At 45.9% G+C, this 13,798-nt stretch carries 11 protein-coding genes; 3 read left to right on the top strand and 8 right to left on the bottom strand.

What is annotated here, in order from left to right:
* Positions 1-195: 195 nt before the first annotated feature.
* From groL to H3V12_RS06255, 8 genes are all read right to left on the bottom strand, one after another.
* Entirely contained in the window at positions 196-1,830 is a 1,635-nt protein-coding gene (gene groL / locus H3V12_RS06290) for a chaperonin GroEL (RefSeq protein WP_075870319.1), read from the bottom strand.
* Positions 1,831-1,890: 60 nt separating this feature from the next.
* Positions 1,891-2,187 (bottom strand): co-chaperone GroES, encoded by a 297-nt coding sequence (gene groES / locus H3V12_RS06285; RefSeq protein ID WP_075870318.1) that lies wholly within the window; start codon positions 2,185-2,187, stop codon positions 1,891-1,893.
* A gap of 563 nt (positions 2,188-2,750) precedes the next feature.
* Complete coding sequence (locus tag H3V12_RS06280) at positions 2,751-3,326, bottom strand: NifU family protein (protein WP_198213556.1); 576 nt, start codon at positions 3,324-3,326, stop codon at positions 2,751-2,753.
* A gap of 171 nt (positions 3,327-3,497) precedes the next feature.
* Entirely contained in the window at positions 3,498-3,989 is a 492-nt protein-coding gene (locus H3V12_RS06275; RefSeq protein ID WP_075870316.1) for a universal stress protein, read from the bottom strand.
* Positions 3,990-3,995: 6 nt separating this feature from the next.
* Complete coding sequence (locus H3V12_RS06270; protein WP_343211548.1) at positions 3,996-5,072, bottom strand: HWE histidine kinase domain-containing protein; 1,077 nt, start codon at positions 5,070-5,072, stop codon at positions 3,996-3,998.
* 136 nt (positions 5,073-5,208) lie between these two features.
* The gene (gene trpS / locus H3V12_RS06265; RefSeq protein ID WP_075870315.1) at positions 5,209-6,276 is read right to left on the bottom strand and encodes a tryptophan--tRNA ligase; all 1,068 of its coding nucleotides are present in this window, start codon (positions 6,274-6,276) and stop codon (positions 5,209-5,211) included.
* 74 nt (positions 6,277-6,350) lie between these two features.
* Positions 6,351-7,913: a murein biosynthesis integral membrane protein MurJ gene (murJ, locus tag H3V12_RS06260; protein ID WP_198213554.1), complete on the bottom strand. Its 1,563-nt coding sequence runs from the start codon at positions 7,911-7,913 to the stop codon at positions 6,351-6,353.
* Positions 7,910-10,693, bottom strand: a complete 2,784-nt coding sequence (locus H3V12_RS06255) for a [protein-PII] uridylyltransferase (RefSeq protein ID WP_198213552.1) — start codon at positions 10,691-10,693, stop codon at positions 7,910-7,912. Before H3V12_RS06255 ends, murJ begins: the two co-directional genes overlap by 4 nt.
* Positions 10,694-10,897: 204 nt before the next feature.
* Here H3V12_RS06255 and H3V12_RS06250 point away from each other — a divergent pair, with 204 nt between their 5' ends.
* From H3V12_RS06250 to H3V12_RS06240, 3 genes are all read left to right on the top strand, one after another.
* The gene (locus H3V12_RS06250; RefSeq protein WP_075870312.1) at positions 10,898-11,743 is read left to right on the top strand and encodes a TIGR01459 family HAD-type hydrolase; all 846 of its coding nucleotides are present in this window, start codon (positions 10,898-10,900) and stop codon (positions 11,741-11,743) included.
* Positions 11,740-12,732, top strand: coding sequence for a bifunctional riboflavin kinase/FAD synthetase (locus H3V12_RS06245; protein ID WP_198213550.1), 993 nt, complete (start codon positions 11,740-11,742; stop codon positions 12,730-12,732). The genes H3V12_RS06250 and H3V12_RS06245 overlap by 4 nt, the downstream gene beginning before the upstream one ends.
* A gap of 196 nt (positions 12,733-12,928) precedes the next feature.
* Positions 12,929-13,789, top strand: coding sequence for a MipA/OmpV family protein (locus H3V12_RS06240; RefSeq protein WP_198213882.1), 861 nt, complete (start codon positions 12,929-12,931; stop codon positions 13,787-13,789).
* Positions 13,790-13,798: the final 9 nt, after the last annotated feature.

The raw sequence follows: 13,798 nt of genomic DNA, 5'->3' as shown, positions 1-13,798 counted from the left end.
AAAACACCAACTCGACCGTTTTTTAGTGACGGAAATAATCTATTTTTTAAATATTGGCTCCATGCTGTTTGTATTGACGATAAACTGATTGATTGGCGAATTTATGCCACGCGCAAACCGAGGATGTGATGACGAACCTGGTATAAAAAAACGGGCCCGAAGGCCCGTTCATTAACGTTGTCGTGAACTTCTTTATTAGAAGTCCATACCGCCCATGCCGCCGCCCGGCATTGCAGGCATTGGAGCCTCTTTCTTCGGCAGCTCGGCAATCATGGCTTCGGTTGTGATCAACAATCCGGCAACGGAAGCAGCGTTTTGAAGAGCAGAGCGGACAACCTTTACAGGGTCAACAATGCCCAGAGCAATCAAATCGCCATATTGGCCATTGGCTGTGTTGTAACCGAATGTTTCGCTCTTGTTTTCAAGAATTTTACCAACAACGATAGAAGCTTCATCGCCAGCGTTGGTTGCAATTTGACGGGCCGGAGCCTGCAAAGCGCGACGAACGATGTTGATACCGGCTTCCTGATCCGAATTGGCACCTTTTACTTTAAGGTCTGCGGCTGCGCGCAACAGGGCAGTACCACCACCAGCAACGATACCTTCTTCAACAGCGGCGCGTGTTGCATTCAAAGCATCGTCAACGCGGTCTTTTTTCTCTTTAACTTCAACTTCTGTTGCACCGCCAACGCGGATAACAGCAACACCGCCTGCCAATTTGGCAAGACGTTCCTGAAGTTTTTCACGGTCATAATCGGATGTTGTTTCTTCGATCTGGGCCTTGATCTGGTTAACACGTGCATTGATTTCAGGCTTCTTGCCAGCACCGTCAACAATCGTAGTGTTTTCTTTCGAAACGGTAACTTTCTTTGCGCGGCCGAGCATGTCGAGTGTGACATTTTCGAGCTTGATGCCGAGGTCATCGGAAATAACCTGACCGGATGTCAAAATGGCAATATCTTCCAACATTGCTTTACGACGGTCACCGAAGCCCGGAGCCTTGACAGCCGCAATCTTCAAGCCGCCACGCAATTTGTTGACAACGAGAGTTGCCAAAGCTTCACCTTCAACATCTTCTGCAATGATAAGCAAAGGCTTGCTTGACTGGACAACAGCTTCAAGAACCGGAAGCAGAGCCTGCAAGTTAGAAAGTTTCTTTTCGTGGATCAGGATGTAAGGGTCATCGAGATCGGCAACCATTTTTTCTGTATTGGTTACGAAGTAAGGAGAAAGGTAACCGCGGTCGAACTGCATACCTTCAACAACTTCAAGCTCCGTATCGGCAGTCTTTGCTTCTTCGACTGTGATAACGCCTTCATTGCCGACTTTCTGCATCGCTTCGGAAATCATTTTACCGATTTCGGTTTCGCCATTTGCTGAAATAGTACCAACCTGTGCAACTTCCGCAGAAGTTTTAATCTTCTTTGCTTTTTTCAGAAGATTGTCGACAACTTCATTAACAGCAGCATCAATGCCGCGCTTCAAATCCATCGGGTTCATTCCGGCAGCAACAGCTTTTGCACCTTCCTGAACAATTGCCTGACCCAGAACAGTTGCTGTTGTGGTGCCATCACCGGCAATATCATTGGTCTTGGAAGCAACTTCGCGCAACATCTGTGCGCCCATATTTTCAAACTTGTCTTCAAGTTCGATTTCCTTGGCAACCGAAACACCATCTTTGGTAATTCGTGGAGCACCGAAAGACTTGTCGATGACAACATTACGGCCTTTAGGGCCCAGTGTTACTTTCACGGCATTGGCGAGGATATCGACGCCACGCAACATACGTTCACGCGCATCGCGGCCAAATTTGACTTCTTTTGCAGCCATTTAATATCTCCTTGGGAATTATCCCGGAATTGTTTTTTAAAATTTATGGGAAAATGGCTATCAGCCAAGAATACCCATAATATCGGATTCTTTCATAATCAGGACGTCTTCGCCATCCAGCTTGACTTCGGTTCCTGACCATTTGCCAAAGAGAACGCGGTCGCCTGCTTTTACGTCAAGAGCAACGAGCTTGCCGCTTTCATCACGTGCACCCGGACCAACAGCGAGAACTTCGCCTTCCTGCGGCTTTTCTTTGGCTGTATCTGGGATGATGATCCCACCTGCGGTTTTTTCTTCTGATTCAACCCGACGAACGACTACGCGATCGTGTAATGGGCGGAATTTGGTTTTTGCCATGTCTTGAACCCTTAAAATGTTTAACTTTAATTAAACTCGATTTCGTTGAGGTTTTTCCTCGATTAGCACTCTCGATGAGAGAGTGCTAATTCATGAGAACAGATAAAAATTGCCCCTTATAATGTCAAGAAGCTGGTTTTAATTTTTTAGTGAACAGGCTTGGGAAAACGTTATTCTTTAGGTAAAAAATGCCGCTCGTAAAAAACCGTATTTTGTGGAACATTGATGAAAAGAGATCGGACAGCGCTTATAAAATGCAGCCCGATCGAGTTTGTCCAAAGCAGCAAAAATTCAAACAAATATATAAGCTTCAATGGGTTAAACAAATAAGGCTAGAGATATTTTCCTAAGGTTTGGATGTCTTATCGCAAAGTTAAAAAGGAAACTTACTTTAACGCCAAAAGTCGGAATAGCCACCCAAATGAGGAGAATAAAGATCGTAACAAGATTCATCCGCTCCTTGTGCAAAAGGTTAAAAAAGAATGAATTATTCACAAGCATAGCTACTCGGATTGTTAAACTTTAAAGTTTCTACAGTCCGGATTCGCTCTATTCGGGATCCGTCACGTGGGGTATTCCTCAACGCCTGCGACTTCCGGAACGAAATGACGCAAAAGATTTTCGATTCCATGTTTGAGGGTTGCTGTTGAAGCCGGACAACCCGAGCAAGAGCCACGCATGTTCAAATAGACAACGCCGTGCTCGAAACCGCGGAACGTGATATCACCACCATCATTGGCTACAGCGGGACGAACCCGTGTTTCGATAAGCTCCTTGATCGTGTCAACGATATCTTTATCTTCTTCCGAGAAAAATTCTTCTCCAGCCGGTACATCAGGAACATCATTGACATGCGCTGCCATTATCGGACTATTGGACATGAAATGTTCCATAATAGTTCCCAATATTGCAGGTTTCAGATGCTGCCATTCCGAGTTGTCTTTAGTGACAGTGATGAAATCATAGCCGAAGAAAACGCCGGTAACACCAGGAATGGTGAAAAGTTTGGAAGCGAGAGGAGAACGTTCGGATGCGTCTTCTTTATCGCGGAATTCGGCAACGCCTTCTTCCAATACTACCCTGCCGGGCAGGAATTTTAGTGTTGCGGGATTAGGCGTGGTTTCTGTCTGGATGAACATATAATTTCCTTTTCATGGTCAAGGCATGCAAGGTGCATTATTCGATTGCCTTTTATATGCTGCTTTACGGAACAAAAATTCAAGAGGCAAGTCATCCATCAGGAATGACATTGCAGTGAAGAGTTTCTTTTTTCGAAATGTTTTTGTTTTAAATAGGGTGGGAAAAGTTGGTCAGGCAACTGAATCAATATCTTCCACACTTAAACCATCAGGAATAATTGTAACAGGAATTGGAAAAGCGCTTCCCTTTGCAGCAATGGACTGCACAAGAGGCCCCGGACCTTCAGCCCCCGAGCCGGCCGCGAGCACAAGAACCGCAATATCCTGATCGCTTTCGATAAGCTTTACTATTTCAGCAGCCTTTTGCCCTTCGCAAATTTTGGTTTCCGTTTCTATTCCCAGATTTTCCCGAACTTCATCAGAAATTGCTGATAAAGTCTGGCGAGCCTGCTCATGGGACTCGGCGCGCATGATATCGCCCACGCCAAGGAAATGTTGGAATTCCGAACTGTCGATCACATAAAGCAGGATCAATCTTCCACCGGTGTTTTTTGCCCGCCTTGATGCATAGGCAACAGCACGGCGGCATTCCGGTGTCTCGTCGATAATTGCCAGAAACTTTCGCTTATGTCCGTATTGACGGCTTAACCGTTTTGATAACATTTCTGTTCACCTGCTGGCAGTATTGTCGGGCGCGAGCTGAATATGGCATGTCAGCCCCTTAGGCGCATAATCAATTTTCACTTCATTATGTGGATTATAGCTCAAACTCCGTTCGATCAGCGTCGATCCAAATCCCTTTTTATGATGAGAAGAAATTTCAGGCCCGTTACTTTCGCTCCATTTCAGATTGATAACTCCCTCCTTTGTGCGAGACCAGGTAACAGAAACGTGGCCGGAGGTAACCGAAAGCGCGCCATATTTAATCGCATTTGTCATGAGCTCGTGAAGTGTTAAGGCAAGCGCCAGCGCTGCCTTTTCCGATACATTGACCTTGGGGCCATTGATTTTGATATTGCGATAAGTTTCGGTGGCAATTGCCATAGTATTTTCAATAAGTACCTTAAGGTCACTGTTTTTCCCGCTCTCATCTTTTAAAGTACTCTGTGCTTCTGCAATTGCTCTGAGCCTTGCACCGACTTTCTCACTGGCGCTTTTTAGATCGGTGCTGCTTTTGAGCGTTTGGGAAACCACCGCATTGACCATGGCGAGAATATTTTTTACACGGTGAGCCGATTCTCCGGCGAGAATATGGAGCTGGTTTTCGAAATTGATGCGTTCGGTGATGTCGATACCCTGAACATAGATACCGATAACGTCACCTTCTGCATTTTTAATGGGTTGGTGGATAAAATCGACATAATGCAAAACCGGTTCTTCGCTGCCCGGCCGTTCAATCAAAAGCGGGACACTTGCTCCACGGAACGGCTCTTTGGTTTCCCAAACCTGATCAAGCAGAGCAATGAAACCTTGTCGGGGGATTTCCGGCATGGCTTCGGCAACAGTGTGTCCGATCAATTCCCGTGTGCCGACAAGTTCCATAAAGGCATTATTGACAAGATAAAAACGGTGATCGCGATTGAGTAACACAATGACGAAACCGGGCGCCTGTTGGACAAGATCGCGTAAGAAATCTATTTCCGCAATGAAGCGTGACCGTTCGCTCTCCGGATTGTCGTTCAATCCGCGTTTGGTATTGGTTGTCTTATCTTCTTTTTTGACTTCTGTTTCTGAAGTATACGCCACACAATATTCCAATCGAAAATTCACACCTGATTTTAAATTTAGTGCAATTTGGCTATTGTGCAAATTATTTTTGGCGGCAGTCTTCAAGAAGAAGGTGCTTTTATTTAAAGCACCTTTATCATCATTGTTTTGAAAGTCATCCCTGAAGGAAGCCCACTATGTCGCGCACGTGCTTCATTGTGTCTTCGGCAAGAACGCTTGCGCGTTCTGCTCCTTCTCTTAAAACCTGATCGATATAGGAAGGCTCGTTATTGAGACGACGTAATTCTTCTGTGACCGGAGACAATTTGCTGACAGCCAAATCGGCAAGTGCCGGCTTAAATTCGGAAAACTGTTTACCTGCAAATTCTGCTATAACGGCTTTTTTATCGGTTCCGGAAAGAGCTGCATAAATGCCTACGAGATTATCGGCCTCCGGACGGTCATTCAAACCGTCAACAGTTTCAGGCAATGGCTCTGAATCGGTTTTTGCCTTTTTGATTTTTTTGGAAATATCATCAGCTGTGTCAATCAAATTGATGCGCGATAAATCGGACGGGTCGGATTTCGACATTTTTTTCGTTCCGTCACGCAGTGACATGACACGTGTGGCAGAGCCGCCAATCAACCCCTCTGTGAGCGGGAAGAAGCCGTTGACCGTTTCGTCACCGACTTGCATTTCGACACCTACGCCAAGTTCGGCAATACGTTCGGAATAGTCATTATTGAATTTCTGCGCAATGTCGCGTGTCAATTCGATGTGCTGTTTCTGGTCTTCGCCAACAGGAACTTTTGTTGCACGGTAGACAAGAATGTCGGCAGCCATCAAACTTGGATAGGCAAAGAGGCCGAGAGACGCATTTTCGCGATCTTTCCCCGCTTTGTCTTTAAACTGGGTCATGCGGTTCATCCAGCCGATACGGGCAACGCAATTGAAAATCCAAGCGAGTTCGGCATGTTGATGAACGCGTGACTGGTTGAACACAATGTGACGTTTCGGGTCAATTCCGGCTGCCAGAAATGCCGCTGTCACTTCGCGTGTCGACCTCATCAGATCATGTGGGGCGGGGTTGACAGTGAGTGCATGCATATCAACCACGCAATAGATACATTCATAGTCTTTTTGCAATTCAACCCAACGCTTGATCGCACCGAGATAATTTCCCAGATGAAGATTTCCGGTCGCTTGAACTCCAGAAAAAACACGTTGTTTGAATGTGCTCATAATAGACAATCCGATCTTTAAAAAAATTATAACTGTTTTTGTCAAAGCTTTCTGTTGAAAGCAATTGAAAACCTTTACCGCTTGTGCAGCAACCCTCTTTTAATCAACGATATATTTGTTGCACCGAAAAGAAATGCAGAACCGAAATAAACGATGATCGCGCCGAATACCAGAGCAAGTACGCTGCTTGCACGATAAGTCAATGGAGCTCTTGCCGATAGCGGATAGTCGAGATAGCCGACAGCATAATGAAGGGCGACCGCCATGACCAATGTTGCGAGCAATATTCTTGGAATACGCTTTAGAAGAATTTTATCGCGTCCCCATTGGCGTCTTTTGACAAGAGTGATGAACAGTAAAATGGCATTGACCCAGCCAGCCGATATTTCGGCTATGGCTATTCCACGTGCCGATAAGACCGGAAAGAGCGTCAAAGCAAGCGATATATTAACGACGACCGAAATTCCGGCGAAAATCATTGGCGTTTTTGTGTCTTCGCGGGCAAAGAAGCCCGGAATGAATGCTTTTATCAACACAAAAGCAGGAAGTCCCAAACCGTAGATGCCCAAAATTCCTGCGACAATTGTTGTCGACTGGGCAGAAAAATGCCCGCGCTCGAATAAGAGGCGCACAATCGGTTCTGCCATAACAAGAAATGCGGCAGCCGCAGGTAACGTCAAAAGAAGAGTGAACTCAACGGACCGGTTTTGCAAGTTATCGGCTTCTTTCAGATTGCCACTTCTGAGTGCACGGGAAAGTTCGGGTAAAAGGACTGTGGCAACGGCGATTCCGACAACGCCCAATGGAAGTTGATAAAGCCGGTCGGCATAAACAAGTGACGAGACGGCGCCGGATTCTGCAGAAGCAATATTGGTGTTGATGAGCAGATTAATTTGTGTGATGCCGCCGGTAATGGCGGCAGGTAATGCAAGCCAAAGGAGCCGACGAACATTTTCGGTGAATTTGGGAAGGCGAAAACCGATTTTCATACCGGCATTGGCAACAGCAATCCACACAATAACGAGTTGCACAATACCGGAGGCCATAACACCCCATGAAAGATCAACGCCAACATGCCAGGGGTCGAGCTTATAGACCCATGCGTAAAAAAGAACGCCGATAAGAATAATGTTGAGAAAAACCGGTGCAATCGCCGCAGCAAAATAGCGGTGAAGCGAATTGAGCATTCCGCCCATCATTGCCGCGAGTGACATGCAGGCAAGATAGGGAAACATGATAGTTGCAAAACGGACGGTTGCATTGAATTTTGTTGCATCGTCAGTGAAGCCCGGTGCAATGACATAGCGCACCAGAAATGGCATGGATAGCTCCATGATGATAGTGAGGATCAATAATATCGAAAACAGCACGCCGAAAACTTCTTCTGAAAAACGCCGTGCACTATCGAAGCCGTCTTCTTCAATCTGTTTGGCAAATAAGGGCACAAAGGCTGAATTGAACGCACCTTCGGCAAAAAGGCGACGGAATGTATTGGGAAAACGAAATGCGGCATTGAATGCGTCGGCCACCGGCCCTGTACCAACAGCGGCAGCCATAAGCATTTCTCTGACAAAACCGAACAGGCGACTCATCAACGTGCCGGATGCAACGGTCGCGAATTGTTTGATGAGGCTCATGGTCTTTTTATATTTTCCATTTGTTCTGCTGCGATGAGAGCCAATAATTTGCGGCGTATAGTGGCCTGTTTTTGCGGGTTGATAATTTTGTGACGGAAAAGATCATTGACGTAAAAATTGTCGATAACCTTTTCTCCGAAGGTCGTAATATGTGCAGAAGCAATGTCAAGCGAAAGATCGGAAAGTGTTTTTGTAATTTCGAAAAGCAATCCCGGTCTGTCGAGGCCTTCGATTTCAATCACACTGAATTTGTCTGACAATGTATTGTTGATTTCCACACTTGGTGTGACGTCAAAGGCTTTGGCAGCGCGGCGTGGTTTTGCACGTTGTGCAATCACTTCCGGCAAACGGATTGTTCCAGTCAAAGCATCCTCTATCATTTTACCGACGCGGTTTGCCCGCCGTGTTTCATCGTCATCAAGTTTGAACTCGCGGCTGATGAGAATGATATCGAGGGCACGGCCATCTGTGGTGGTAAAAATCTGGGCGTCAACAATATTGCCGCCAGCTGCAGCGCAGGCACCAGTGACAATCGAGAGAACCCGCGGATGATCAGGCGCAAGAATTGTAAGTTCTGTGACACCGTCGAACCGGTGTGGATCCGACATTGTCGCAAGCGGGGCTTTGCGCTTATCGGCATCACGGATAAAATTGGCCTGCCTGATCTGGTCTTCCGGTGAAACCGTTAACCAGTAGTTCGGGTATTGCAGGCCGATATAATGTTGTTTTTCATCTTCGCTCCAATTTTCAAGCGCATCATGAAGGCGCTCTTTCGAGGCGTTGATACGATCGGTCCGTGGAACTTGCGAAAAACCGCCGGTTAGGACGATTTCAGTCTCATGATAAAGTGTACGCAGCAATTGCCCCTTCCAGCCATTCCAGACGCCGGGGCCAACAGCTTTGATATCACATATAGTAAGCACGAGCAGCAATTTGAGCCTGTCGGTTGTCTGAACAATATTGGCAAAGTCTTCGATTGTCTTGCGGTCATTAAGATCGCGTGACTGGGCAACCATGCTCATGGTGAGATGTTCTTTGATGAGCCAGGCGACAAGTTCTGTATCGCCCCGCGACAGCCCGAAACGCGGGCAAAGCTTGCGGGCAATTTTGGCACCTGCAATCGAGTGGTCTTCCGGTCTTCCTTTTGCAATATCGTGTAAAAATAAAGCTACAAAAAGAATCGTCCGCTCTTTTTTGAAAGTCGGCACAATTGCGGATGCAAGCGGATGATCCTGATAAACTTCGCCATGATCAATCTCGCTAAGGCAGGCGATGCAGCGTAACAAATGTTCATCAACAGTATAATGATGATACATATTGAACTGCATCATTGCGACAATCTTGCCGAAATCGGGGATGAATTTTCCCAAGACTCCTGATTCATTCATCCGCCGCAAAATAAGTGACGGATTACGGGGCGAAGTCAGAATAGCAATAAAAAGCCGGTTTGCTTCCTTATCTTCACGAACCTTCTGGGTAATAAGCTTGAGAGAACGGGATGCTTCCTGTACAGCATGGGGATGGCATTCCAGCCCGTGAATATCGGATAGGTAAAAAAGCCGGATGAGATTTACCGGATCGCGGACGAAAACATCATCATCGTCTATATTGATGCGTTGTGTATCTACGACAAAGCCTGGATAGTCGGCAATTTTTTTCTTGCGACGGGAAAATGTCAAAAATACCCGATTTAAACCCGGAACCGGTTTTGCATATTCTTCTTCCAATGCAGCCGAAACAATTCGGGTGAGATCACCGACCTGTTTGGCAACGAGAAAATAGTGCTTCATAAAGCGCTCGACATCTTCCATACCGGGGTGGGCGGTATAGCCCAGACGATGGGCGATATCGCGCTGGATATCAAAAGACAAACGTTCCTGTGCTTTGCCTGTTAGAAAATGCATATGGCAACGCACGGCCCATAAAAAGTCATCAGCTTTTTTGAAAACGCGAAGTTCCGATTTCGATAATACGCCGAGTGTCACAAGTTTATCAGTCGAAGTGATGCGGTAATGATATTTGGCAATCCACAACAGGGTTTGCAAATCGCGTTGGCCGCCTTTGCTTTCTTTGACATTGGGCTCGACGAGATAACGTGTTTCACCCGCTTTTTTATGGCGAAGGTCGCGCTCGAGTAATTTTGCCCGAATAAAAGCAGGAGAAGTGCCTTTGACAACCTGATCTTCAAAACGCCGCATCAATTCATCGAAAAGTCCGCGATTGCCAATCAGAAAGCGCGCTTCAAGGAGGGCGGTTCTAGCCGTCATATCCTCCTTCGCCATGCGGATTGAATCATCAATGTTTCTTGTTGCATGTCCAACTTTAAGGCCAACATCCCAAAGCATGTAGAGGATATATTCCATAACCTGTTCGCCCCATGGGGTCTGTTTCCACGGCAGCAAAAAATGAAGGTCGATATCGGAATGCGGTGCCAAGGTTCCCCGCCCATAACCACCAACCGCCACAAGAGCGATGCGTTCACCGCTTGAAGGGTTGGGGAGGGGATAAATTCTTTCGGTAACAAAGTTATAAAGTGTTGTGATAACTGTATCAATGAGCAGGCTTAACCGGCGGGCGCATTGGCGACCTTTGCCATTCTGTTGCAGAATAATTTCAGCTTCTTTTTGTCCGTCAGCAATAATATTTTTTAGAAGTGAAACAATTTTCGGTTTAATTTTCAAACCTATGTCTGCGCCTTCTTCATTTTTGATGAGTTCTTCCATCTTCTGGCGAAGATCTTTTTCTTCAATCAGAACAAGATTTTTTTGTGAAGCGCCCATTATTGACCAATCTGTTGGTGACACATTTTTGTAACTGGCAACGAATCTAGACTATATTTGAATTTCTTGGAATAGCCTATATAGACAGTAAGCGAGAAAGAGGATGACATCTTGTTTTTCTTGCGCTAGGTGTCTTGGCAATATCTTATGACAGGATTGAAATGCCAATAGACCATAAATTCTCTGACAAGGTGTGATAAGGCGATGGAAGAACCCGAAAGGCTACAAACAATTATCGACCGCTACGACGCTGTTTTTTGCGATGTATGGGGGGTTATTCATAATGGTATCCATGCTTTCAAAGAAGCTGTTGCGGCTTTAATCAAAGTCAGGCAATCGGGAAAAACGGTTATATTGCTCACCAATTCGCCCCGTCCCCACGACGGAGTGGCTGAACAACTGGCTTCACTAAAAATCGGCCCTGATGTTTATGATGACATTGTTACTTCTGGTGACGCGACACGTCACCTCATCAAGGAAGCACCGAGGAAAGTTTTTCACATCGGGCCAGAGCGTGATCTTGCCTTGTTTGACGGGCTTGATGTCGAGCTTGTTGAAGAATTCGAGGCGACATCGATAGTCTGCACAGGACTTTTTGATGACGAGCATGAAGAACCTGATGATTATCATGAGCTTCTGCTAAAATTAAGGTCGAAGAATCTGCCGTTTATATGTGCAAATCCCGACATTACGGTTCATCACGGCGATAAGATATTATGGTGCGCCGGTGCACTTGCACGCCTTTATGAACAAATGGGCGGGCGCACATTGATCGCCGGTAAGCCGCATCGGCCGATTTATGATTTGGCTATGGAAAAACTCGCCGAACGAAAAGGCCGGATAACCAAGGATCGTATTCTTGCAATTGGTGACGGCATATTGACAGATATAAAAGGTGGACAACAATTCGGTCTTGATACGCTTTATATCTCTGGTGGTATCCATCAGAATGAATACGCCAAAGATGGCAATATCAACCACTCATTGCTCATCGAATTTTTAAACAAATATGGCAGCCACCCTATTGCCACCATGTGGACGCTTAAATGACCAATAAATTTTTGCGGTTGGAAAATCTCGCTACATTACCGGAAAGTTATAAAAATGCGGTTGTAGCAATTGGTAATTTTGATGGTGTTCATAGGGGGCATCAGGCAGTTTTAGAAAAGGCTCTGGATATTGCCCGTTCTGCCGGCCGGCCGGCAATTGTTTATACATTCGAACCGCACCCTAAAAGCTTTTTCAAGCCGGAAACTCCGGTTGATCGGCTTACACCGGCAGCAGAAAAAGCCAGAATACTGGAATTGTTAGGCTTTGATGGCGTTGTTGAACAACACTTTGACAAAAATTTTGCGCACCTTACTGCCGAAGAATTTGTCAAACATATTTTGTGCGAGAATTTTCACGCTTCGGCAGTTGTTACCGGAAGTGATTTCCATTTTGGCAGCAAACGGTCCGGTACGCCCGAATATTTGGAAGATTGTGGAAAAAGATTTGGCTTTGCCGTCATTAAAGTTCCACCATTTTGTGACGAAAATGGTAAAATTATTTCGTCAAGCCGCATCCGTGAACTTTTAAAAATCGGACATGTGGAAGAAGCGGCAAACCTTCTCGGATACCACTATACCGTTTGTTCAAAAGTCATTCATGGCGCAAAGCTCGGCCGGACATTGGGGTTTCCGACGGCCAATATGGCGCTTGCCGGAGAGACCGTCCTTTCTTTCGGAATTTATGCCGTACGTTTCAGGCGCTTTGACGGAACACTTTATGACGGCGTTGCAAGCTTCGGAAAAAGACCGACAGTGGAGGGCGATGGTGTGCCATTGCTTGAAACTTTTCTATTTTCGTTCAACGGTGAGTTGTATGATGAAACGGCATCTGTCAGTTTCTACTCATATTTACGTGGAGAAAAAAAGTTTGACGGGCTTCAACCATTGATTGACCAGATGAACAAAGATAAAGACGAGGCACAAGCAGCACTAAAATCTGTTCGACCATTATCTGTGCTCGATAGAAACTTTACGTTTACCAATGAGTAAGGATAGGCCGACAAGGTTTAGGAGAAGGCAGAGTTTTAATACATTCTTAAAAACTTGATTGAATATTTATTGTTGGCCAGTTTGCAAAGAGTTGGTGTCTAGAAATTTTATAAATCAGCTGCTTTGGCAAAGCGTCTGGAGTGTATAGGTGTCGAATTATTTATTGAAATTAGTTTTGGCAAGCATGACCGGCTTGATGACGATTTCATGTTTCAAGGTCAATGCAGAAGAGCTTTACGACTACCAGACAGGTAAAGTTACCAATGTTTCGGCTGAACAGCGTTATTCCGACGATAGAAATTATCAGTCCACCCAACCTGAAAAACGTCATTTTTATAGCGGGAACTGGTCGGTAACTGTTGGTGCTTCGGTCTATGAGGCACCAAAATTCGAAGGTGATGATACCTATGACATTGCCGTCGATCCGATTTTTTCCATTGGTAAAACCGGCGGGGATGACCGCTTTTCTTCACGCAATGACAATATGTCTTTTGCCCTTCTGGAAAAACGTTTTTTCCGTCTTGGCGTTGTCGGCAAGCTGCTGCAAGACCGCGACAGCGATACTTCAGGCGATCTTAAAGGTCTAAAGAGAGTAAAATGGGGCGGTGAAGTCGGCGGCTTTGCCGAGGTCTACCCGCTCGATTGGCTGCGGGCGAGAGCGGAAGTCCGTAAAGGACTGCGCAGCCATAACGGTGTCACATCCGATATTGCAATTGATGCTTACAAAAATTTGACGCCGTCCGTTCAGGTTTCTGGGGGACCGCGCGCTTTTTATGCAACGAAAGACTACTTCAAAACCTATTATGGAGTTGATGCAGAAGAATCGCTACGCTCGGGTTTGAAAGAGTTCCACCCTGATAGTGGTTGGGGCTCATTTGGCGCTGGTGGTGCAATTACCTGGAAAGCAACAAACAAAATCACAACCAGTGTGTTCAGTGAGTATAAGCGGCTGACCGGGGACGCAGGAGATTCATCTCTGGTTTTTCAACGCGGTGACAAAAACCAGTTTACGATGGGTATTTCCGCGTCTTACCGTTTCGATTTGAAATTAAGATAAAAACACAAA

This window comes from Bartonella sp. W8167 (genome assembly GCF_016100335.1).
Taxonomy (GTDB): Bacteria; Pseudomonadota; Alphaproteobacteria; order Rhizobiales; family Rhizobiaceae; genus Bartonella; species Bartonella apis.
Note: the sequence above shows the minus strand (reverse complement) of the source record. Positions and strands in the feature narration are given on the sequence as shown.